Genomic DNA, 23,102 nt, shown 5'->3' with positions numbered 1-23,102 from the left:
CGGATGGGTTCTCGCGTCTTTTTTCAGCGCGTATTGGGCCCAAGCGTCAGGGACTGGGCCTGAACATCACTCGGGGGAATCCTTTCCTTAGTCATGATGAATCGGCCAATATTTGGCGATCTTTAATGAAAAAGGAGGCCAAATGATGTCAACCCTACCTTCGTTGGGTTTTGCCGGTATCGGCCTTATGGGCCTGCCGATGTGTCGGCGCCTGCTGGCTGCGGGGTTTTCGCTGACTGTATGGAACCGCAATCCGGCCAAATGTGCGCCGCTGGTCGAGGCGGGTGCGCGACAAGTTGCCACGCCTGCCGAGCTGTGTCGGCACGCCGATGTGCTGATGTTGTGCCTGGCCGACACGGCCGTGGTGCGCGAGGTGGTGTTTGGTCCGGGCGGAGTGGCCGAAGGTGGGAAAAGCGGCCAGTTGCTGGTGGATTTTTCCAGCCTGGAACCCACCGCGACGCGGGAAATGTCGGCGCGGTTGGCCAGCCAGACCGGCATGCGCTGGCTGGACGCTCCGGTGTCCGGGGGCGTTATCGGCGCCGAGGCCGGGAGCCTGGCGATCATGGTGGGCGGCGAAGCGGCGGACCTTGAGCGTGTCAGGCCTGTTCTGCTCAGCCTCGGCCAACGTGTCACTCATATGGGCGCGGTCGGGGCGGGGCAGGTGACCAAGGCCTGCAATCAGATGATCGTTGCCTGTAACGCTCTGGTCATCGCCGAAGTCGTGGCGCTGGCCGAACGTTCCGGTGTGCAGGCCAGTCTGATTGCCGAAGCGCTCGCCGGCGGTTTTGCCGATTCAAAACCGTTGCAGATCCTCGCCCCGCAAATGGCCGAAAGCCGTTTTGAACCGGTGAAATGGCACGTGCGCACGCTGCTCAAGGACCTCGATACCGCGGTGAAATTTTCCCGTGAGCAAGGTTCGGCCACGCCCATCAGCGGATTGGCCGCACAATTGATGCGGTTGCATGGTAGCCAGGGATTCCTGGAAAAAGATCCGTCGACCCTGGTGCAGCTGTACCGCGAACCGGACTCAGCGGACTGATCGTGTGCCCGTGTTTGCGCTGGTTGATTTCACTGAGTACCGGACGGAGTTCCGCCAGCGGCACCGGGCGGCTGAGCAGGTAGCCCTGGACGAAATCGCAGCCGTTGCGCTGGAGAAACTCGTATTGCTCAAGGGTTTCGACGCCTTCGGTGATCACCTGCAAATGCAGGGTGTGAGCCATGACGATAATCGCCTGAACGATTTCCATGTCCTGAGTCGACTTGGGAATGTCCTGGATGAACGAGCGATCGATCTTCAGCGAGTTGAGCGGCAGGCGCTTGAGGTAGGCGAGGGAGGAATAACCGGTGCCGAATTCGTCGATCGACAGCGACACGCCGAGGGCGCGAATCTGGCGCAACAACACCAGCGAATTGGCGATGTTGACCATCAGCGCGTTCTCGGTCACTTCCAGTTCCAGTCGCTGCGGCGCCACTCCGGCAACCCGCAACGCGTGTTCGATTTCATCGGCGAGGTCTTCGCGCGCCAGGTTCAGCGGTGAGCAGTTGACGGCGATGTGCAGTTCTTCGCAGCCCTGACGTGACAGCTCGCTCAGGTCCTCGCAGGCTTTGCGCAGAACCCAATTGTCCAGCTCGGCAATCAACCCGTTGGCCTCGGCGATGGCAACGAAGCGGTCCGGTGTCAGCAACCCGTGAACCGGATGTTGCCAGCGGACCAGCGCTTCCAGCTTGCTGACCTGTGCGGTTTGCAAGTCGAAAATCGGTTGGTAATGCAGGATCAGCCCGGTGTTTTCATGCAGGGCGTGGCGCAGTTCCTCTTCGAGTTGCAGCTCCAGCGTGGCTCGGGTTCTCAGGTTCGGGCTGAAGAAATTCAGGCCGTTGCGGCCGCCGCCCTTGGACTGGTACAGCGCCAGGTCGGCGTGTTTCAGCAATTCCTCGCAGGTGGTGCCATCCTCCGGAAACAGGCTGATGCCGATGCTGGTGGTCATGACCATGCGCCGCCCGGACAGCTCGATCGGTTCCTTCATCTTCAGCATGATGCGCTGGGCCATGGCCCGTGCTTCCTCGCGTTCACGCAGGCTGATGAGGAGGCAGAACTCGTCACCACCGAAACGCGCCACCACATCTTCGTGACTGCGTACCGAACCCTTGATGTGCTGGGCCAGGACTTTGAGCAATTCGTCGCCGGCGTCATGGCCGAGGCTGTCGTTGATCCGCTTGAAGTGGTCGATGTCCAGAAACATCACCGCGAGCATGCCGCCTTCATCGGTTTTCTGGAGCAGCCTCTCGGCGAAGATCTGGTTGAAGCCTCGGCGGTTGATCAGGTTGGTCAGGGCGTCATAGTTAGCCACTTCCTGCAGCGACATGCGCGCCTGATCCAGTTGGCCGAGCAGCGTGTTGACCCGTTGCAGGTCGCGTTCCTTGTGTTGCAGTTTCTTGTCCGCCAGTGCTGCGCTGATGCTGCTGCCGATGATCAGCAGCGTGATGACCGCCACCGTCAGCCCCAGTTGCAGGTGATTGTTGTCACCGGGCAACGTCAGTGGGCTGCCGGTCGGCAACACCAGGCTGAAGGCGGCCATGCCGGTGAAATGCATGCTGATAATGCCCGCCCCAAGCACCAGGCTGGCGCTGAATTTGACCAATTGATGGAGCAGGCCAGAGCCTTCGCGCAATCGACTCGACAGCAACAGCGCCGCGAGGCTGGCGCCAATGGCGATGACGATGGAAAGGATGAACAGCACCGGTTCGTAATACGTCATCGCATTCGAACGCATCGCCGCCATGCCCACGTAATGCATGATCGCGATGCCCAGGCCAATGCAAATGGCCGCCTGGATGTACTGCCGGATGCTCAGGTGAGGATGACTGAGGGTGTGCATCGCCAGCCACGAGGCGAACAGGGCAATCAGCAGGGAGGCAAGGGTGACGGGCAGTTCGTATTGAATCTCGACCGGCGCCTGAAACGCCAGCATGCCGATGAAATGCATGGCCCAGATGCCGCCTGCCAGGCACCCGGCGCCGATCCAGCGCCACAGCCGTTGTGACGCCGGGTTTTCCGAATGCCCGACCCGTTCGGCCATGTCCAGCGTGGCGAAGCCGCCCACACAGGCGACCAGATAGGCCAGCAGCACCAGAAAAGGATCATGTGTGCAATTGAGGACAACTTGCCCGTTCGCGGTTAGCTCGGTAAAAAAATGCAAACCAAGCCACTCCATAGCATGCCCCGTCTTGTCCCGGCCCGCGCCATGCACGCTGGCGAATGCTTTGGAGTATAGAGGTCATACAAAGAGCGTCAGCGGTGATGGCACATTGGCACTAATGATTTTGGCATAAGCGTTATAGCGTTTACGGCTAAGACTCAGGCGATCTGCTCATAAGGTAAATCGGGTTGCAGCGCTGGTAACCCGAAGGCGGCTCGTGCCGCATCGCAATCCACATTCGCCTCGCCGTTGGCCCAGGAAGCATCGAACTCGCGGCAAGTGCTGGAGCGTTGGTCGTAAATCGAGCATTGCACCGCGGTGCCGACTTCACCGACCAATCCGACACAACGAGTCGGTTTGCAGTCGGTGCCGAGCATGGCCACCCGGCTGGGGCTGATCGGCGCCACCAGTTCATCGGGCACTAAACCTCCGGCCGAGGTGCATTCACCCCAGAAAAAAGACACGCGAAAGTGAGAACAGCAGGCACCGCAATTCAGACACGGACTGGCTTCGGACATGGGCGATAATCAAAGGAGGGATGGGGGCATGGTGTGGCAGACAAGGCCGCTATTCTAGGCTTCGCCTCGGGCTTTGGAAGGGGGGTACAGAGGTATTTTTCAACGGTTGGTCGGATCATGGAAAACACCACCAACCCACTGTGGGACGGGCGATACGACCGGTATATCAGTCACATGAATGTTGAATGTGGCATCGCCATCGCTTGCAAGCCAGCTCGACTGGCGCCATGGGTTGATATCAGCCTTACGAATAATTACAGACAGTTGCACCGGGCCTGACTAGATTGCAGGTTCCGGGGACAGTGATGCCCCAAAAACAATAAAAAGAGACGGACCCATGCAGAACTCGACCCAAGCGGCGAATGCCTGGCGCATTCTGTTCCTGCTGTTCCTGGCCAATCTGTTCAATTTCTTCGATCGCACCATTCCGGCCATCATCATCGAGCCGATCCGTATGGAATGGCACCTCAGCGACTTTCAACTGGGGATCATCGGTACCGCCTTCACCATTGTCTATGCGATTGCCGGGCTGCCGCTGGGGCGGATGGCCGATACCGGCTCGCGCGCCAAGTTGATGGGTTGGGGGCTGGCGGCCTGGAGCGGGCTGACAGCGGTCAATGGGCTGGTGGGCAGTTTCTGGAGTTTCCTGATCGTGCGCATGGGCATCGGTATCGGTGAGGCCAGTTACGCACCTGCCGCCAACTCGCTGATCGGCGACCTGTTCCCGGCCCACCGCCGTGCGCGTGCGATGGGCATTTTCATGCTGGGTCTGCCGTTGGGCCTGCTGCTGGCGTTCTTCACCATCGGCTGGATGGTCAAGGCGTTCGACAGCTGGCGCGCGCCGTTCTTCATCGCGGCGGTGCCGGGGCTGATCCTGGCGGTCTTCATGTTTTTCATCAAGGAACCGAAACGCGGCGCAGCGGAAAGTGTGCAGGTCTCGCAGGAGCGTGTGGACCGGCCGATCCGCCGGGTGCTGGCGGTGCCGACCTTTCTGTGGTTGGTGATGGCGGGGCTGTGTTTCAACTTCGCGACCTATGCCTGCAACTCGTTCCTGGTGCCGATGCTGCAACGCTACTTCCAGATGCCATTGCACGAAGCGGCGGTGGCGACCGGTGTGATCGTTGGTGTGACGGGGCTGTTCGGCCTGACGTTGGGCGGCTGGGTCGCAGACAAGATTCACCAGCGGGTGGCCAATGGGCGGCTGCTGTTTGCGGCGTTCAGCCTGATCGTTTCGACGGTGTGCACCGCGTGGGCGTTGCATGCCGGGCGGATCGAGATCGGGGTGTTCGTGGCGGTGTTCAGTCTGGGCTGGTTGTTTGCCTACAACTTCTACACCTGCGTTTACACGGCCATCCAGGACGTGGTCGAACCACGCCTGCGGGCCACGGCGATGGCGCTGTTCTTTGCCGGGCTGTATTTGCTGGGTGGCGGATTGGGGCCGGTGGTGGTGGGCGGTTTGTCCGATCACTTTGCGCACACGGCGATGCTGGCGGCCGGCGCCGAACAGATGACCGAAGCGTTCAAGGCTGTTGGCCTGCATGACGCGATGTACCTGATTCCGGTAGCGCTGTTCTTTACGATGGTGTTCCTGTTCATGGCGTCGCGGTGTTTTGTGCGGGATGCGAAGCGGATGAAGGAAGGCTTGGTGGCGGTGGTTGAGCCGCAGATCCCGGCGGTCACCGCTTAGAAAAACTGGAATAGAAGACCTGTAGGAGCCGGCTTGCTGGCGATGGACTCGAATACGCCGCGGTGAACCAGTCAGTACGCGTTATCGTTAACGACCATCGCCAGCAAGCCGGCTCCTACAGGGATTGTCTGGTTTATCCGAGACAAAAAAAGGCCCGCATCGCTGCGGGCCTTTTTCATTGCGCGAGGTGGGGCAGGGCGATTAACCCGCCACCAACACCCGAATCGCTTCCAGTCGCAGCGCTGCCTTGTCGAGCATCGCCAGACCTTGTTCACGCTGTTTACGCAGGGCAACCAGTTCGCTGTCGCGTACGGTCGGGTTGACCGCTTGCAACGCGGTCAGGCGCGCCAGTTCTTCATCGGTATCAGCCGCGAGACGACGTTGCGCCTCAGCCACGCGCTCGGCATGACGCGGGAAGATTTTCTCTTCGCCGGCGTTGATCCGTGGCGTCAGCTGATCGCGCTGGGCCTGGATGAACTTGTTGGCGCTGGCACGCGGCACGCTTTCCAGTTGATCGTTCAGGGTCTCGAACGACACCCGGGCCGACAGGTCATTGCCATTGGCATCGAGCAGGCAGCGCAGCGCGGCCGGCGGCAGGTAACGACCCAGTTGCAGCGAACGCGGTGCAACCACTTCGCTGACGTAGAGCAGTTCCAGCAACACGGTGCCCGGTTTCAGCGCCTTGTTCTTGATCAGCGCCACGGCGGTGTTGCCCATCGAACCGGACAGCACCAGGTCCATGCCGCCTTGCACCATCGGGTGTTCCCAGGTGATGAACTGCATGTCTTCGCGAGACAGCGCCTGGTTGCGGTCGTAAGTGATGGTCACGCCTTCGTCGTCGCCCAGCGGGAAGCTGGCGTCGAGCATTTTTTCGCTCGGCTTGAGGATCAGGGCGTTTTCCGAGTGGTCTTCACTGTCGATACCGAATGCATCGAACAGGGTTTCCATGTAGATCGGCAGCGTGAACTGATCGTCTTGCTCGAGGATGTCCTCGACCAGTGCATCACCTTCGCCAGCGCCGCCGGAATTGAGTTCCAGCAAGCGGTCACGGCCAGTGTGCAGCTCGGCTTCCAGGCGCTCACGCTCGGTGCGAGCCTCGTCGATCAGCGCTTGCCACTCGCCGTCGTCGGCATTTTCCAGCAGCGGCAGCAGGCGCGGGCCGAACTGATGCTGCAAGGCGTTGCCGGTCGGGCAGGTGTTGAGGAATGCGTTCAACGCTTCGTGGTACCACTGGAACAAGCGCTCTTGCGGGCTGGTTTCGAGGTACGGCACGTGCAGTTCGATGATGTGCTTCTGGCCGATCCGGTCGAGACGACCGATCCGCTGCTCCAGCAGGTCCGGGTGCGACGGCAGATCGAACAGCACCAGGTGGTGCGAGAACTGGAAGTTGCGACCTTCACTGCCGATTTCCGAGCAGATCAGCACTTGCGCGCCAAATTCTTCATCGGCGAAGTAGGCGGCGGCGCGGTCACGCTCAAGGATGTTCATGCCTTCGTGGAACACCGTCGCAGGAATACCGGAACGCACGCGCAGGGCGTCTTCCAGGTCCATGGCGGTTTCGGCGTGGGCGCAGATCACCAGCACTTTGGTGCGTTTGAGCATTTTCAGCTGGTCGATCAGCCACTCGACGCGCGGGTCGAATTTCCACCAGCGTTCTTCTTCGTTGGCGTCCGGCTGGGCCTGGAAGCTGACTTCCGGGTACAGCTCGGCGTGATCGCCCAGCGGCAGTTCGAGGTATTCATCGGGGCACGGCAGCGGGTACGGATGCAGTTTGCGTTCCGGGAAACCCTGCACAGCGGCGCGAGTGTTGCGGAACAGCACACGGCCAGTGCCGTGGCGGTCGAGCAGTTCACGGACCAGGCGGGCACTGGCTTCAGTGTCGCCATCATTGACGGCGCTCAGCAGCGCTTCACCTTCGTTGCCGAGGAAACCGTGAATGGTCTTGTGCGCTTCAGGCGACAGGCGCCCCTTGTCCAGCAGCTCCTGAACGGCTTCGGCCACCGGGCGATAGTTCTCGCTCTCGGCGCGGAAGGCGTGCAGGTCATGGAAACGGTTCGGGTCGAGCAGGCGAAGACGCGCGAAGTGGCTGTCCTGACCCAGTTGTTCCGGGGTGGCGGTCAGCAGCAATACGCCGGGAATGACTTCAGCCAACTGTTCGACCAGCGAGTACTCAGGGCTGGCCTTGTCTTCGTGCCACACTAGGTGGTGGGCTTCGTCGACGACCATCAAGTCCCAACCGGCGGCGAACAGCGCGTCCTGGGCCTTTTCGTCTTCCACCAGCCATTCCAGGGCGACCAACGCGAGCTGGGTGTCTTCGAATGGGTTGGCGGCGTCGCTTTCGATGAAGCGTTCTTCGTCGAACAGCGCGACTTGCAGGTTGAAGCGGCGGCGCATTTCCACCAGCCACTGGTGCTGCAGGTTTTCCGGCACCAGGATCAGCACGCGGTTGGCGCGGCCCGAGAGCAGTTGGCGATGAATCACCAGGCCGGCTTCGATGGTTTTGCCCAGGCCCACTTCGTCTGCCAGCAATACCCGCGGCGCAATGCGGTCGGCGACTTCACGGGCGATGTGCAACTGGTGCGCGATGGGTTGCGCACGCACGCCGCCCAGGCCCCAGAGCGAGGATTGCAACTGGCGGCTGGTATGTTCCAGGGTGTTGTAGCGCAGGGAGAACCAGGCCAGCGGGTCGATCTGCCCGGCGAACAAACGGTCGCTGGCCAGTCGGAACTGAATGAAGTTCGACAGCTGGGTTTCCGGCAGGGTGACCACTTCGTTCTGCGCGTTGAGGCCGTGGTAGATCAGCAGGCCGTCGATGTCGTCGACTTCCTGTACGGTCAGTTTCCAGCCTTCGAAGTGAATGATCGAATCGCCCGGCGAAAAACGCACGCGGGTGAGGGGCGCATTCCGTAGCGCGTACTGGCGAGTCTCGCCAGTGGCCGGATAGAGCACGGTCAACAAGCGGCCGTCCTGTGCCAGAACGGTGCCTAAACCCAGCTCGGCTTCGCTGTCACTGATCCAGCGTTGCCCCGGTTGATACTGCTGCGCCATGCTGCCTGACTCCCACCTTGAAAAAGCGGGCTATCTTAACGGAATGAGGGCTTCAGGGCCAAAGGACTCTCAGAAAAACTCACAGTCTTACGTTAGTCCACCGCTTGAGACGTGTGCGGGCCGGGGCACTTGTTAGTGCCAATCCGGTCACAGTTTGCGACCGATGGCTCAAGTCGCCATCCCCGCAGCCGACAGCCTGCTGACAGGAGACAAATAATTATGCTGCCACCGATGCTCCCCTTGAGTGCCGTGCCGATCACTTCACAGCACGACCCGATCCGCCAGCGCCCGGATATTCCGCCTGTTGTACCGGTGCAGGAAAGCTCCAACGAAAGCACGATCGACCTGCAACAGCGCGATCCGGAAGAGGCGGCGTTTCAGCTGCGCGAGGAACAGCGCCGCAAGCAGGAAAAGGAACGCCGTCGCCGTGAAGCCGATGAAGATCCTGAAGAGCACCTGGCCATTCCCGGCACGGAGCTCAACGCGGATAACACCGTGCCGGTCGCGCCATTGATGGACGACGAGCCGCGTCAGGGGTTGTGGGTCGACATTCAGATTTAGTCCTTGATGAGGGAAAGTTCGTTGAGGGCGTTGAGCAGTACATCCACTTCTTCTTCGGTATTGAGGTAACTGACGGCAATCCGCGCGATGCTGTCCAGCCCTCGGGCCTGCATATCCAGCGGCGTATAGGCGACGCCATTGGCGCCGATGTTGATCCCTCGTTGCGCCAGCCGCTGCTTCAATTCAACGCTGTCCCAACCCTTGAGCGTGAAGGCGACCAAGCCTGATTGCTGATTCGCCGGCCCCAGGTTGTGTAGCGTCAGCCCGCTGACCGACTCAAGGCGTTCGCGCAGTTGCCCGCTCAAGCCCTCGATCCGCTGGCGAATCCGGGTTGCACCCAAGTGGTTGAACTCCTCCAGCGCATTGGCCAGCCCGGCCAGCAAAGCCACCGACACTTCACTGGTTTCAAACCGCCGCGCATCGTCACGCACCGAGAAACCTTCGCCGTCCCACGGTGCGGAAAGCACGTCCAGATGGCCGGGCACGAGACGTTCGAGAAACCCCGGTTTGATGTACAACAACGCCGTTCCTCGCGGGCCACGGAGGAATTTGCGTCCGGCGCCCTTGAGCACATCGCAGTTCAACGCCTGCACATCGCAGGGCAATTGCCCCAGCGCCTGGCCGGCGTCGATGAAGTAGGGAATGCCGTGCTGGCGCGCCACGGCGCCGATGGCCTCGGCCGGGTTGATCAGGCCGCCGTTGGCCGGCAGCCAGGTCAGCGCGATCAGCTTCACCTTCGGGTCGATCATCTGCTGGAGGGCGGACACGGACACGGCGCCCGTCTCATCGCAGGGAATCACCTCCAGCCGCGCCCCGGCGCTGACGGCCCCGGCGATGCAGGCCAGATTGCCGCCCCATTCATGGCGCCCGACCAAAATCCGCTCGCCGTCCTGCCATGGCCCCAATGCATTGAATGCCATGCCCCAGGCAGCCGAACCGCTGCTGGCGAACGCGATGTTTTCAGTGTTTGCATTGAGCAGCAGGGCCGCCGCACTGCGAGCGCGGGCCTGCACGCTCTGGTCGGCGGCCTCCATGGGGCCGCAGCGGGCTTCGAGTCGCAGTTGCTCGATGATCGCGTCGAGGGTGGCCTGGCTCGGCAACGAGGCGCCGGCGTGGTTGAAGTGAATCACGCTGGCACACCCCGGCGTCGCCGCTCGCAAACGCTCCACTTCGTCGAGGTTCATGGACGCAGCTCGAAAATCGCGTCGATTTCCACGGCCACGCCGCCGGGCAGGCTCGATACGCCGACAGCCGTGCGCACATGCCGGCCTTTTTCGCCGAGGGCATTGACCAACAGGTTGGACGCGCCATTGGCGACCGCACCTTGACGCGCAAAATCCGCGGCGCTGGCGATGAACACGCCAAGACGGATGATGCGCACCAGTTTCGACAGGTCATCACCGAGCGCATCGCTCAATTGTGCGAGCAGGCCCAGCGCGGCAAGTTCGGCGGCGTTGGCGCCTTCTTCATCGGAGATCGACTCTCCCAATCGGCCGATGAATGCCGGTTTGCCGTCCAGTAACGGAATCTGACCGGAAATGAACAACTGGTTCTGGCTGACCACGTGGTTGACGTAATTGGCGATGGGCTGGCTCGGTGTCGGCAGGCTCAGGCCAAGTTGCTGGACGCGGTGGGCGAGTGAATCGGTCATGGTGAATCCTCCTGAATGAAGGCTTCAGCATGTTGGCGGACGGGGAGTGCGACAAACGGATAGATTTAATCCGACGTATTCAATTGGCTCATGCGTAGATCGAATGTGGGAGCGAGCCTGCTCGCGAAAGGGTGTGTCAGTCACATGAATGTTGGATGGGACATGGCCTTCGCGAGCAGGCTCGCTCCCACAATTTTGAACTTCAGTCGCCGTGAGATTTGTGTGCGATGTTGGCCATCTCATTCAGCCATTCACTAAAGCATTGTGTTGCGTGGCTCGGCGGTCGCTCGGGCGTGACCAGCCAATAGCCGATATCGCTAATGAACGGCGGGGTGGAGAAGGCTTCTACCAACGAGCCGTCCTTGAGTCGGCGCTCGATCAAGTGATGACGTCCCATGGCGATGCCTTGGCCGGCCACGGCGGCTTCGACGACGATGTTGTAGTCGTGGAGCATGACGCTGGGGCAATGGCTGAGGTCGATGGCGTTGTGCGCGCTCCAGTCGATCCACTCGAACGGCTGGTGCGACTTGGCCATGAGCAGCGGGCCTTGGTCGGTGCCCTTGGCCTTGAACGCCGGGCTGCAGACCGGGGTCAGTGTTTCCACCATAAAGCGTCGGGCCTGGACTTTCGGCCAGCCACCTTTGCCGTAGCGAATGGCCAGGTCGACTTCGCCGCCGCTGACGTCGGCCAGTTGCACCGAGGGCAGGAGTTCGACATGAATGTGCGGGTGGCGCGCGTTGAAACTGGCCAGGCGCGGCGCCAGCCACAGGGTGGCGAACGAGGCGAGCAGGCCGATGCGCAGGGTGCTTTCCTGGTGCTCATTGCCCCGCAGTTCACGGGTGGCCAAGGCGATGGAGGTGAGAGCCGGTTGAATCTGCCGGTAATACGCTTCGCCGGCAGGCGTCAGATCGATGGCCCGGGTGCGGCGGATAAACAGCCGCTGGTTGAGGAACTGTTCCAGTTTCTGCACTTGATGGCTGATTGCACTTTGGGTCACCGACAATTCATCGGCGGCCTTGATGAAACTCAAATGGCGCGCCACGGCCTCGAAGGCGCGCAGGGCCATCAAGGGAGGCAGATCCTGGTGCAGTTCCACGGCGCGGGTCCTTTGGGTCCATCGCAAAGTCGCGATTGTGCGTTGAAAAAACGCCGTGAGCACATATTTTGTTAAGCCGCTGTTACGCAGGCGACTGGTCAGCGCGGGCGCCAGACCGCATTATTGGCGCAATCCTGCCGAGCGATGCGGCAGTTGAACTTCATTTCACACGATGCACTGAAGACCATGAGCCAAGACGACAAACTGATCGACCTCAATTCCGAACGCGCCAAGCGTGTTCATGACCTCAACGAAAAACGCCTGAACGAAGTGCGCCAGGCATTCGAGCAGGCAATGCCGTTGGGCAAAGCGAAGAAGAAGCCGAAGAGCAAACCGAAAAAGCGTTAAACCCCTCGCATCCGTTGATGCAGATCAGTTTTCCCCCTCCTTTGCGCCCAGTCTCGGGCGATATTGATCCCGGTCAATTTCCTCTCCTGCCTGATTGGTTAACTTAGCCCCATCGCAACAGGGCAAGTGCAGGAGGCCAGTCATGTTTTTCGACAACGTGGTGATCGCCGGAGTGCTGACAGTCGGCCTCATGGTTCTGTTTTTCGCAGGGTTTGGATTTTTTATCTGGAAAGATTCGCACAAACGGAAAAAACCGTAGGTCTTTCTGGATGCAATGAGCACGCAAGGCATTTTGGGCAACTTCGGTTGCCCTTTTTTTTTGCCTGCGAAAATCTGGTGGTTTGTGTGGGTTGGCGGTGGGGGGGGCTGAGTTGGGCAACGGCCTGGGGGTTTCAGGTAGGTTGTTGGGTGGGGGACATATCCGTTTCTGTGGTAACGGCGGCTATCGGTTCCGCTCTTACAGCGGGTCACTTGGAAAAGCCCCAAGTAACCAAGGGCTCTTGCCCCTTTCGTTCGGTGGCTCGCTAATGTTCGCCATACCCTCGCTCCGGTCCTGCTCCGTGGGCCCGCCGCGATCGGCCATCCTTGGCCGTGCGCGGCTAACCCGGCATCCATGCCGGGTTGCCCACTGCGCAGAACCTGCGCTCGGCCTCTCGAGGGGGCGACTACCGCCACAGCCCGCCGAGGCGGCCTGAAAGCCGACCTGGCTCTTTTGATGTCCGCGTTCTCCTTCTCTGCTGCGTTCACTCATTCCGGATATGTACACCGATCCCCTGTAGGAGCCGGCTTGCTGGCGATGGCGTCCGTCCAGCCAATACATACGTTGACTGACCCACCGCTATCGTCGGAACGCCGCCCGCAGCAAGCCGGCTCCTACAGGAGATCGTGGACATACCGAAAACATGTGCATTTCCCCTGTAGGAGCCAGCTTGCTGGCGATGGACGTCAACGTTAACGCGGGCTGTCTGAATGAATGCGGTGTCCAAACGATTTTCGCGAGCAAGCCTCGCTCCTACAGGGAATCGCGTGCGCTTTTGATTTTCACCACTCATCAGGCCGAGCGTTAGCTCGCCTTCCGCTTTTGATCTGAGCGCCCCCTCGAGAGGCCGAGTGGAGGTTCTGCGTAGTGGGCAACCCGGCATGGATGCCGGGTTAGCCGCCCCCGGCCATGGATGGCCGATGGCGGCGGGCCCACGGAGCAGGACCGGAGCGAGGGCATGCCGAGCCTAGGCGAGGCACCGAACGAAAGGGGCAAGAGCCCTTTGGTTACTTTGGGGCTTTTCCAAAGTGACTCGCCGTAAGGGCGAAACCAATAGCAGCCGTTACCGCAGAAATGGATATGCACCCCATCCAACACCACCCCCCCCAGCTCGCGTGCTTCGTGAAGTTCACTAATACGCAGCGATAAAAAAGGCGCGAACCTCACGGAACGCGCCTTTTTCGTTGCAGCGATGTATCAGCTGGCCAGTGCCTTCGAAGCCAGCCAGAACAGGCCAGCCGACAGGCCCACGGTTGCCGGCAGGGTCAGGACCCAGGCCAGCAGGATGGTTTTGACGGTGCCGCCCTGCAGGCCGCTTTTGTTGGCAACCATGGTGCCGGCCACGCCCGAGGACAGAACGTGGGTGGTGGACACCGGCAGGCTGAAGATGTTGGCCATGCCGATCAGGCTCGCCGTCGTGATCTGCGCCGACATGCCCTGGGAGTAAGTCATGCCTTGCTTGCCGATCTTCTCGCCGATGGTCAGTACCACGCGTTTCCAGCCAACCATGGTACCCAGGCCCAGCGCCAGTGCGACCGCCAGGATTACCCAGAACGGAGCGTATTCGGTGGTGGTGGTCAGGTCTTTGCGCAGTTTGTCCAGGTCAGCCTTTTCACGGGCCGCGAGGCTTGGCAGTTTGCTGACTTTCTTGGCCGTGTCGTCCAGGCAGAGCAGGTAGCGACGCACTTCGATGCGGCTTTCCGCCGACAGCGAGTGGTAATCGGCCACACCTTTAAGGGTGTCGAGCAGGGCGGAAATGGTCGGTTCGGTCTGTTTCGGGTTGCAACGGAATTTCTCCGGCAGATCGCCTTCCACGCTTTTGCCCAGTGCCAGGAACTCGCCCAGCGTATCGGCATTGCGTTTGTAGAACTGGCTCAGGTGCAGGGTCGCATCGCGAGTCCGTTCGATCTGGTACGTGGTGCTGCCCAAGTCGAGGACGAACTGCGCCGGCACGATACCGATCAGCACCAGCATGATCAGGCCGATACCTTTCTGACCATCGTTGGAACCGTGCACGAAGCTCACGGCCATGGCCGAGATCACCAGCACCAGGCGGTTCCAGAACGGCGGATGCTTCTTGTCGTCGATCTTGCGGCGCTGTTCCGGCGTCTTGTGCATCTTCGACAGCGGACGCCACCATTTAAGGCCGATCAGAATCAGCGCGGCGACCAGGAAGCCGGCCATTGGCGAGAACACCAGGGAGGCACCGATATCGATCGCCTTCTGCCAGTTCACACCATCGGCCAACGGAATGTCGTTGATCAGGGCGTTGGCCAGGCCGACCCCGAGGATCGAGCCGATCAGCGTGTGGGAGCTGGAGGCCGGGATACCGAAGTACCAGGTGCCCAGGTTCCAGGTGATGGCGGCGGCGAGCAACGAGAACACCATGGCCAGCCCGTGACCGGTGTTCACATTGATCAGCAGTTCTACCGGCAGCAGGTGGACGATGGCATACGCCACGCCGACACCGCCCAGCAGCACGCCAAGAAAGTTGAACACACCGGAAAAGAACACGGCCAGATGAGGCGGCATGGCTTTGGTGTAGATAACAGTGGCCACCGCGTTTGCAGTGTCATGAAAGCCGTTGATGAACTCGAAGGCGAGGACAAAGGCGAGGGCGAGCAAGAGGCTCACAAGCACCCAAGCATCCAGTCCGCTGAATAAATCGATCATGAAGGTTTTCTGACCCGGTCATAAGGGGGCGCGATTATGCCAGAAAAGACTGCTAATCGATGCACTAGCTGCTCATCGGTAACATTCTTCAACGAATTAGTTTGCGGAAATAGCCCAGGCGCCGGGTTTTTACCGGGTTTTGCAAGTCGTTGAATTTCTTTGGAAAGCCCGCAGGCACAAGGGTTTCTCTCTTGTAGGCGAGAGACTTGAACGCTTGTGTGAAATATCTGAGAAGAGGGCCAGACATGAGCCATTTGCCTCATCAGATGGATGAGGAGGCCGCTGCCCGCTCGTAGCGGGCGCGAATGGCAACATCATTGCTTCCCGCTTTTAACGGGGGCAGGCGCGGGCCCTTGAAAGGAATCAGGCCGGGGCAATCATGGCTCTTCGGCTTTGAGTTCCTTTTCCATCTTCTGCAATTCCTGGGAAAAAGCCTGATCCTGAACGGTGGCGCGTTTACGCCAGGGTTTGCGTTCCGGTTCGGGCTGAGCGGCGTAGGTGGTGACTTCCCCGCCGTAAACTTCCTTGTAACGTTGTTCCTGGCGCTCAAGTTCCGCGCGCAGTTCGTCTTTCGTCACAGTGCTACCTGTATGGGTTGAGATTAATTCTGGTAAATCGCGCTGCAGCAAATGCATTGACCACGCTCGCCGAAAGGACAATGCCCGCAAAGGCATCGTTTTACGACACGGCAATCAATACTTCCATGTTGCAGGCGGCCACGGCACCAGAGCAAAACGGCTGACGTAGCATCAGTTTCCTGTTTCAGCGAGCGCGCTGGCGGAGCATATGAAATGAACGACAGGCACTTGCTGCGGGCAGCCGCGATGGAACATCGTGCTGCCGGGTGACGCAATCGGCAAGTAAAAACCGAGGGGTCACTGAATTGCATTATAGCGGTCGATTTGCAGAACACTATCGCCAAGGAGTTAAAAATGAATGGCAATGTGTGATTGTTTTGTTACTTGAAAGTTTTGTGGTCACTTAGCAGTGATGTCTTTCTGGCGTCATTAAGCCGAACAAGTTAAAGCTTATATGGGGTGCTTTAACGGCGGGTTCAAGCAAAGGTAAAACATGTAATAGAGGGCGAGCCGAAACCTGCACAGCGTCTGTCGCGTCCATAGGGCTGATTGCGATTATCGGTCGGCCGTTCGATAATCGCCCGATCTTGGCTGCCTGTGGCTTGTGCGCCGAACCCGGCGCCGCATGTAATAGCCTTCGCCGATCCGTGTGGGAAAAGGACCTGATATGAACGAGCAAATGCGCAATTCCTTCGCTTCAGTAGCGCCGCCGATAGTCGCGTCGCCCGCCAAGCGGATCCAGGCCCTGACCGGCGACCCGGATTTCATGACGTCCCTGGCCCGTGGCCTGGCCGTGGTGCAAGCGTTCCAGGAGCGCAAACGGCATTTGACCATCGCCCAGATCAGTCACCGCACGGAAATTCCCCGCGCCGCTGTGCGACGTTGCCTGCACACCCTGATCAAACTCGGCTACGCCACCACCGACGGTCGCACCTATTCGCTGCTGCCCAAAGTGCTGACCCTCGGCCATGCCTATCTCTCCTCGACCCCGTTGGCGGTGTCGGCCCAGCCTTACCTCGACCGCATGAGCGAGCAACTTCATGAGGCCTGCAACATGGCCACGCTGGAAGGCGACGACATTTTGTACATCGCCCGCTCGGCGACCACTCAGCGTCTGATCTCGGTGGACCTGTCGGTGGGCGGACGCTTGCCCGCCTATTGCACCTCCATGGGCAGGATTCTTCTCGCGGCACTGGACGACACGTCGCTGCGCGAATACCTCGACCATGCCGACCTGCAAGCCAAGACCAGTCGCACTCTGCATACCCCCGAAGCGTTGCTCGAGTGCCTGCAGGAAGTACGGCAACAAGGCTGGTGCATCGTCGATCAGGAACTGGAACAAGGCCTGCGCTCGATTGCCGTTCCGGTGTACGACGCTTCCGGGCAAGTGGTGGCGGCGCTCAACGTCAGCACGCACGCCGGCCGGGTCAGCCGCAACGAGCTGGAGCAACGGTTCCTGCCGGGTCTGCTGGCGGCCAGCCGCAACCTCAGCGCCCAGTTGTTTGCCTAAGCTGTTCGGTAATCGCCCAGACTCGCGTTTAACGAATTGACGCACTTTCCCCAGGATCACTAATGTCGCGGCAGCGCCAGCCTAGGCTGGCACCTGTCCGACTGCGTTCTTGCGTGGAATAAAAATAATGAACCAGCCTCAGTCTGCTGTAGGAAACTGCCTCGACGTGCAGTCCTTCATCAATGCTCAACCCATTTCGCGCTACCAGTGGCGAGTGGTGATCCTGTGTTTCCTGATTGTCTTCCTTGATGGCCTCGACACCGCGGCCATGGGCTTCATCGCGCCAGCACTGTCCCAGGACTGGGGCATCGATCGCGCCAGCCTCGGTCCGGTGATGAGTGCGGCGTTGATCGGTATGGTCTTCGGCGCACTGGGTTCCGGCCCGTTGGCTGACCGCTTCGGGCGAAAAGTCGTACTGGTGGGCGCCGTGTTGTTGTTCGGCGCCTTCAGCTTGGCGTCGGCTTACAGCACCAATGTCGATCAATTGCTGGTGCTGCGCTTCCTGACCGGCCTGGGCCTGGGCGCCGGCATGCCGAACGCCACGACGTTGCTGTCGGAATACACCCCGGAGCGCAAAAAATCCCTGCTGGTGACCAGCATGTTCTGCGGCTTCAACCTCGGCATGGCCGGTGGCGGGTTTATTTCGGCCAAGCTGATTCCGGCGTTCGGCTGGCACAGCCTGTTGCTGATCGGCGGAATTCTGCCGCTGATCCTCACCGTCGTTTTGCTGCTCTGGCTGCCGGAATCGGCGCGTTACCTGGTTGTGCGCAATCGCGGCACCGACAAGGTACGCAAGGCGCTGGCGCCGATCGATCCGAGCGTTGTCGCTCAGGCATCCAGCTTCAGTGTGCCGGAACAGAAAACCGTGAAGGCCCGCAACGTGTTTGCAGTGATCTTCTCCGGCACTTACAGCACCGGCACCTTGCTGTTGTGGCTGACCTACTTCATGGGCCTGGTGATCGTTTACCTGCTGACCAGTTGGCTGCCGACGCTGATGCGTGACAGCGGCGCGAGCATGGAGCAAGCGGCGTTCATCGGCGCGCTGTTCCAGTTCGGCGGTGTGTTGAGCGCCGTGGGCGTGGGCTGGGCGATGGATCGGTTCAATCCGCACAAAGTCATCGGCACTTTCTACCTGCTGGCGGGGGTGTTTGCCTACGCAGTAGGGCAGAGCCTGGGCAACATCACGCTGTTGGCAACCCTGGTGCTGGTGGCGGGGATGTGTGTCAACGGCGCGCAATCGGCGATGCCTTCTTTGGCGGCGCGGTTTTATCCGACTCAAGGGCGGGCGACGGGTGTGTCGTGGATGCTCGGGATTGGCCGCTTTGGCGCGATCCTCGGGGCGTGGATGGGCGCGACGTTGCTGGGGTTGGGCTGGAACTTTGAACAAGTGCTGACGGCGCTGGTGATTCCGGCGGCGTTGGCGACGACGGCGGTGGTGATCAAGGGCATGGTCAGCCATGCGGATGCGACCTGAGTCCGGGTTTCAGAATCTTCAGTGGGTTTGATGGCCTCTTCGCGGGCAAGCCTCGCTCCTACAGGTAATCACTGAACCTGTAGGAGCGAGGCTTGCCCGCGAAGCTTTTTGGGATCGGTAGCCAAACAACAATCTGTTCGATAAACGAACACTCAGTCGATTATCGGATTGTTTGGCGTTTTTCAGGGGCTTACTCTCTAGTCATTCCGGCGCGCGCATCGCGCCTTTTTCTACCACTGTCGGTTCATAACAAAACGGGAGCCTGCCCCATGGCTGAAATCCTTTCGCTGCACGACGCGGTGAAGCAATTCGTTAACGACGGCGATACCGTTGCGCTCGAAGGCTTCACTCACCTGATCCCTACGGCGGCGGGTCATGAAATCATTCGTCAGGGCAAGAAAGATCTGACGCTGGTACGGATGACACCTGACCTGATCTACGACCAATTGATCGGTGCCGGTTGTGCTCGCAAGCTGATTTTCTCCTGGGGCGGCAACCCGGGCGTGGGTTCGCTGCACCGTCTGCGTGATGCGGTCGAGAAGCAGTGGCCGCACCCGCTGGAAATCGAAGAACACAGCCACGCCGACCTGGCGAACGCCTACGTCGCTGGCGCCTCCGGCCTGCCGTTCGCGGTGCTGCGTGCCTACGCCGGTTCCGACCTGCCGAAGGTCAACCCGCTGATCAAATCCGTTACCTGCCCGTTCACCGGCGAAGTGTTGGCCGCCGTGCCTTCGGTACGCCCGGACATCACCGTGATCCACGCGCAGAAGGCCGACCGTAAAGGCAACGTGCTGCTCTGGGGCATCCTCGGTGTACAGAAAGAAGCCGCACTGGCCGCCAAGCGCTGCATCGTCACCGTTGAAGAAATCGTCGACGACCTCAACGCACCGATGAACTCCTGCGTGCTGCCGACCTGGGCGTTGAGCGCTGTCTGCCATGTTCCCGGCGGTGCGCATCCTTCCTACGCCCACGGCTACAACGAGCGTGACAACCGTTTCTACCAGGCCTGGGACCCGATTGCCCGCGACCGTGACACCTTCACCGCGTGGATCAACGAGTACATCCATGGCTGCGCTGACTTCAGCGAGTTCCAGGCCAAGCTGGCCGCTGCTTCGGAGGCGAAGTAATGACTTACACCACCAATGAAATGATGACCGTTGCCGCCGCTCGCCGACTGAAGAACGGTTCGGTGTGCTTCGTTGGCATCGGCCTGCCGTCGAAAGCAGCCAACCTGGCGCGGCTGACGTCCTCGCCGGACGTAGTCCTGATCTATGAATCGGGTCCGATCGGTGCCAAACCGAGTGTATTGCCGCTGTCGATTGGTGACGGTGAACTGGCGGAAACCGCTGACACCGTCGTCCCGACCGGTGAGATTTTTCGCTACTGGTTGCAGGGCGGGCGCATCGACGTCGGTTTTCTCGGCGCCGCGCAAGTCGACCGCTTCGGCAACATCAACACCACGGTGGTCGGCGATTATCACGCACCGAAAGTCCGTCTGCCGGGCGCCGGTGGCGCGCCGGAAATCGCCGGTTCGGCCAAAAGCGTGTTGATCATCCTTAAACAGTCGTCGCGTTCCTTCGTCGACAAGCTCGACTTCATCACCTCGGTCGGCCATGGCGAGGGCGGCGACTCGCGCAAGCGTCTGGGTCTGCCGGGCGCCGGTCCGGTCGGCATTATTACCGACCTGTGCATCATGGAACCGGAAGCGGGCACCCATGAATTCGTGGTCACGGCGTTGCACCCTGGCGTGACCCGCGAGCAAGTGGTTGCGGCCACCGGTTGGGCGATTCGTTTCGCTGACACTGTTGAACACACCGCCGAGCCGACCGAGGTTGAACTCAAGGCACTCAGGGATCTGGAAGCCCGCACCGCCGCCGCCCACGGCCAAGCACCCGGAGAAGCGTGATGCGTGACGTTTATATCTGCGACGCGATTCGCACCCCCATCGGCCGTTTCGGCGGTGGCCTGTCGGCGGTTCGCGCCGACGACCTGGCCGCCGTGCCGATCAAGGCCTTGATGGAGCGCAACCTGTCGGTGGACTGGAACGCCGTGGACGAGGTGTTCCTCGGCTGCGCCAACCAGGCCGGTGAAGACAATCGCAACGTGGCGCGCATGGCGCTGCTGTTGGCAGGCCTGCCGGAAACCATTCCGGGCGTGACCCTCAATCGCCTCTGCGCTTCGGGCATGGATGCCATCGGCACCGCGTTCCGCGCCATCGCCAGCGGTGAAATGGAACTGGCGATTGCCGGCGGCGTCGAGTCGATGTCCCGCGCACCGTTCGTGATGGGCAAGGCCGATGCGGCGTTCTCGCGCAACATGAAGCTGGAAGACACCACCATCGGCTGGCGTTTCATCAACCCGTTGATGAAAGCGCAATACGGTGTCGATGCGATGCCGCAGACCGCCGACAACGTGGCCGACGATTACGAAGTGTCCCGCGAGGATCAGGACGCGTTTGCCCTGCGCAGTCAGCAGCGGACTGCCGCCGCGCAAGCTGCAGGATTTTTCGCGGAAGAAATCGTTGAAGTGCGGATTGCCCACAAGAAGGGTGAAACCGTCGTCAGCCAGGACGAACATCCTCGCGCTGATACCACGCTGGAAACCCTGGCCAAGCTGAAACCGGTCAACGGTCCCGACAAAACCGTCACCGCCGGCAATGCGTCGGGTGTGAACGACGGCGCGGCGGCACTGATTCTGGCCTCGGCCGACGCGGTGAAGAAACACGGTTTGACCGCTCGCGCCAAAGTGCTGGGCATGTCCAGCGCCGGTGTCGCACCGCGTGTCATGGGCATTGGCCCGGTGCCGGCGGTGCGCAAGCTGACCGAACGCCTCGGCCTGGCGGTCAGCGATTTCGATGTGATCGAACTCAACGAAGCCTTCGCCAGCCAAGGCTTGGCGGTGTTGCGTGAACTGGGCCTGGCGGACGACGCGGCGCAGGTCAACCCGAACGGTGGCGCCATTGCCCTGGGCCATCCACTGGGCATGAGCGGTGCGCGCCTGGTGTTGACGGCGTTGCATCAGCTGGAAAAAACCGGTGGCAAGAAAGGTCTGGCGACCATGTGCGTCGGCGTTGGCCAGGGTCTGGCCTTGGCCATCGAACGGGTCTGACCCACAGCAGTGACAATAAGAACTGAGGAAAGCGAAATGACTGACAAGCCTGGTTACCGTCGCCCGCAGGAAGGCACCCAGCCGGAATACCTGCACCCGACTTATCAATCCACTAACTTGCGCTCACCGTCGAAGCCGTTGGTGTTTTTGCCTCATTCGTTGTCGGAAATTACCGGTCCGACCATCGGCGCCGAACGCGTCAACGAGAAGGACAATGACCTGACGGCCCAGCACAAGGGCGAGCCGCTGGGCGAGCGCATCATCATTCACGGCCGCGTGCTGGATGAAAACGGTCTGCCGGTGCCGGGGATTCTGGTGGAGATCTGGCAGGCCAACGCCGCCGGTCGCTACAACCATGCCCGCGACCTGCACGACGCGCCGCTGGACCCGAACTTCACCGGCACCGGCCGCACCGTGACCGACGCCGATGGCTGGTATCAATTCCAGACCATCAAGCCCGGCGCTTACCCGTGGGGCAACCACCACAATGCCTGGCGTCCGGCGCACATCCATTTTTCGCTGTTCGGGCCGAGCATCCTGACGCGCCTCGTCACGCAGATGTATTTCCCCGGCGACCCGTTGCTGGCGTACGACCCGATCTACAACTGCGTGCCCGATACCAGCGCCAAAGAGCGCTTGATCGCCAGTTTCGACCTGGAAAAAACCATCCCTTCCTATGCCCTCGGTTACCGCTGGGACATCGTCTTGCGCGGCCGCGACGCCACGCCGATGGAGAAATAAGATGACGCTGACTGCGACCACGTCCCACACCGTCGGGCCGTATTACCACATCGGCCTGACCTGGCTGAACCGCGAAAACCTGACCGTCGAACAAACCCTGGGCGAGCGCGTGGCGATCACCGGGCAAGTCATCGACGGCAACGGTGACATCGTCAACGACGCGATGCTGGAAGTCTGGCAGGCCAACGCCGCCGGCAAGTACGACCACCCCGAAGACGATCAGGCCAAACCGCTGGACCCGAACTTCGAAGGCTTTGGCCGGATCCCGGTGGATGCCGAAGGGCGCTTCCGCTTCACCACGATCAAACCGGGCACAGTGGAAGGCCTGAAAGGTTCGACCCAGGCGCCACACCTGGTGGTGCTGGTGTTTGCTCGCGGGCTGGTGAAGCACTTGCTGACGCGGATCTACTTTGATGGCGAACCGGCCAACGTCGCCGACCCGTTGTTGGAGTGCGTGCCAGCCGAACGCCGCAATACCTTGCTGGCGAAGCAGGATGCGACCGGTGTTTACCAGTGGAATGTGATTCTGCAAGGCACGGACGCGGAGACGGTGTTCTTCGATTATTGAGTGAACACCACAACCTTGTAGGAGCCGGCTTGCTGGCGATCGCGGTGTGTCATTCAGCATTGATGACACTGACACACCGCAATCG

At 60.7% G+C, this 23,102-nt stretch carries 20 protein-coding genes; 12 read left to right on the top strand and 8 right to left on the bottom strand.

What is annotated here, in order from left to right; genetic code table 11:
• Positions 1–142 precede the first annotated feature (142 nt).
• Positions 143–1,039, top strand: coding sequence for an NAD(P)-dependent oxidoreductase (locus ACM6IO_RS06375; RefSeq protein ID WP_414911171.1), 897 nt, complete (start codon positions 143–145; stop codon positions 1,037–1,039).
• Here ACM6IO_RS06375 and ACM6IO_RS06370 read toward each other — a convergent pair.
• A complete protein-coding gene (locus ACM6IO_RS06370) occupies positions 930–3,212 on the bottom strand; it encodes a putative bifunctional diguanylate cyclase/phosphodiesterase (RefSeq protein ID WP_414911170.1) in 2,283 nt (760 codons plus the stop codon). The genes ACM6IO_RS06375 and ACM6IO_RS06370 overlap by 110 nt on opposite strands.
• Positions 3,213–3,355: 143 nt before the next feature.
• A complete protein-coding gene (locus ACM6IO_RS06365; RefSeq protein WP_414911169.1) occupies positions 3,356–3,715 on the bottom strand; it encodes a YkgJ family cysteine cluster protein in 360 nt (119 codons plus the stop codon).
• A gap of 337 nt (positions 3,716–4,052) precedes the next feature.
• Here ACM6IO_RS06365 and ACM6IO_RS06360 point away from each other — a divergent pair, with 337 nt between their 5' ends.
• A complete protein-coding gene (locus tag ACM6IO_RS06360; RefSeq protein ID WP_008043599.1) occupies positions 4,053–5,402 on the top strand; it encodes a spinster family MFS transporter in 1,350 nt (449 codons plus the stop codon).
• Positions 5,403–5,603: 201 nt separating this feature from the next.
• On the opposite strand, the gene rapA is transcribed toward ACM6IO_RS06360, so the two are convergent.
• Positions 5,604–8,450: an RNA polymerase-associated protein RapA gene (rapA, locus tag ACM6IO_RS06355; RefSeq protein WP_008034221.1), complete on the bottom strand. Its 2,847-nt coding sequence runs from the start codon at positions 8,448–8,450 to the stop codon at positions 5,604–5,606.
• A gap of 219 nt (positions 8,451–8,669) precedes the next feature.
• Between rapA and ACM6IO_RS06350 the strand changes: the two genes are divergently transcribed.
• Complete coding sequence (locus tag ACM6IO_RS06350) at positions 8,670–9,011, top strand: hypothetical protein (protein ID WP_008034222.1); 342 nt, start codon at positions 8,670–8,672, stop codon at positions 9,009–9,011.
• On the opposite strand, the gene ACM6IO_RS06345 is transcribed toward ACM6IO_RS06350, so the two are convergent.
• The 3 genes from ACM6IO_RS06345 to ACM6IO_RS06335 form a co-directional block, all read right to left on the bottom strand.
• Positions 9,008–10,195, bottom strand: coding sequence for an aminotransferase class V-fold PLP-dependent enzyme (locus tag ACM6IO_RS06345; RefSeq protein ID WP_192228643.1), 1,188 nt, complete (start codon positions 10,193–10,195; stop codon positions 9,008–9,010). The genes ACM6IO_RS06350 and ACM6IO_RS06345 overlap by 4 nt on opposite strands.
• A complete protein-coding gene (locus ACM6IO_RS06340; RefSeq protein ID WP_008043590.1) occupies positions 10,192–10,662 on the bottom strand; it encodes a RidA family protein in 471 nt (156 codons plus the stop codon). The genes ACM6IO_RS06345 and ACM6IO_RS06340 overlap by 4 nt, the downstream gene beginning before the upstream one ends.
• A gap of 202 nt (positions 10,663–10,864) precedes the next feature.
• Positions 10,865–11,758: a LysR substrate-binding domain-containing protein gene (locus ACM6IO_RS06335; RefSeq protein ID WP_414911168.1), complete on the bottom strand. Its 894-nt coding sequence runs from the start codon at positions 11,756–11,758 to the stop codon at positions 10,865–10,867.
• A 186-nt stretch (positions 11,759–11,944) separates the two neighbouring features.
• On the opposite strand from ACM6IO_RS06335, the gene ACM6IO_RS06330 reads away from it, so the two are divergent.
• Together ACM6IO_RS06330 and ccoM are read left to right on the top strand one after the other, a co-directional pair.
• Positions 11,945–12,106: a hypothetical protein gene (locus ACM6IO_RS06330; RefSeq protein WP_085988412.1), complete on the top strand. Its 162-nt coding sequence runs from the start codon at positions 11,945–11,947 to the stop codon at positions 12,104–12,106.
• Between the two features lie 142 nt (positions 12,107–12,248).
• Positions 12,249–12,365 (top strand): cytochrome c oxidase subunit CcoM, encoded by a 117-nt coding sequence (ccoM, locus tag ACM6IO_RS06325; RefSeq protein ID WP_007906619.1) that lies wholly within the window; start codon positions 12,249–12,251, stop codon positions 12,363–12,365.
• A 1,197-nt stretch (positions 12,366–13,562) separates the two neighbouring features.
• Here ccoM and ACM6IO_RS06320 read toward each other — a convergent pair.
• Together ACM6IO_RS06320 and ACM6IO_RS06315 are read right to left on the bottom strand one after the other, a co-directional pair.
• A complete protein-coding gene (locus tag ACM6IO_RS06320; RefSeq protein ID WP_008025627.1) occupies positions 13,563–15,038 on the bottom strand; it encodes an inorganic phosphate transporter in 1,476 nt (491 codons plus the stop codon).
• A 377-nt stretch (positions 15,039–15,415) separates the two neighbouring features.
• On the bottom strand, positions 15,416–15,616 hold the full coding sequence (locus tag ACM6IO_RS06315; protein WP_007903846.1) for a hypothetical protein: 201 nt from the start codon (positions 15,614–15,616) through the stop codon (positions 15,416–15,418).
• Between the two features lie 667 nt (positions 15,617–16,283).
• Here ACM6IO_RS06315 and pcaR point away from each other — a divergent pair.
• The 7 genes from pcaR to pcaG all read left to right on the top strand — a co-directional run bounded on the left by pcaR (position 16,284) and on the right by pcaG (position 23,017).
• Positions 16,284–17,126 (top strand): pca regulon transcriptional regulator PcaR, encoded by an 843-nt coding sequence (gene pcaR / locus ACM6IO_RS06310; protein ID WP_008025635.1) that lies wholly within the window; start codon positions 16,284–16,286, stop codon positions 17,124–17,126.
• Between the two features lie 127 nt (positions 17,127–17,253).
• The gene (locus tag ACM6IO_RS06305; RefSeq protein WP_008039434.1) at positions 17,254–18,600 is read left to right on the top strand and encodes an MFS transporter; all 1,347 of its coding nucleotides are present in this window, start codon (positions 17,254–17,256) and stop codon (positions 18,598–18,600) included.
• Positions 18,601–18,869: 269 nt separating this feature from the next.
• Positions 18,870–19,727, top strand: coding sequence for a CoA transferase subunit A (locus tag ACM6IO_RS06300; protein ID WP_223556989.1), 858 nt, complete (start codon positions 18,870–18,872; stop codon positions 19,725–19,727).
• Entirely contained in the window at positions 19,727–20,506 is a 780-nt protein-coding gene (locus ACM6IO_RS06295) for a CoA-transferase subunit beta (protein ID WP_008025640.1), read from the top strand. The genes ACM6IO_RS06300 and ACM6IO_RS06295 overlap by 1 nt, the downstream gene beginning before the upstream one ends.
• Positions 20,503–21,708 (top strand): 3-oxoadipyl-CoA thiolase, encoded by a 1,206-nt coding sequence (pcaF, locus tag ACM6IO_RS06290; RefSeq protein WP_414911167.1) that lies wholly within the window; start codon positions 20,503–20,505, stop codon positions 21,706–21,708. Before ACM6IO_RS06295 ends, pcaF begins: the two co-directional genes overlap by 4 nt.
• 36 nt (positions 21,709–21,744) lie before the next feature.
• Positions 21,745–22,449 (top strand): protocatechuate 3,4-dioxygenase subunit beta, encoded by a 705-nt coding sequence (pcaH, locus tag ACM6IO_RS06285; RefSeq protein WP_223450964.1) that lies wholly within the window; start codon positions 21,745–21,747, stop codon positions 22,447–22,449.
• A 1-nt stretch (position 22,450) separates the two neighbouring features.
• On the top strand, positions 22,451–23,017 hold the full coding sequence (pcaG, locus tag ACM6IO_RS06280) for a protocatechuate 3,4-dioxygenase subunit alpha (protein ID WP_008025646.1): 567 nt from the start codon (positions 22,451–22,453) through the stop codon (positions 23,015–23,017).
• Positions 23,018–23,102 lie beyond the last annotated feature (85 nt).

Source organism: Pseudomonas sp. IT-P44 (assembly GCF_949768225.1).
Taxonomy (GTDB): Bacteria; Pseudomonadota; Gammaproteobacteria; order Pseudomonadales; family Pseudomonadaceae; genus Aquipseudomonas; species Aquipseudomonas migulae.
This window is presented reverse-complemented; position numbering and strand designations above follow the sequence as displayed.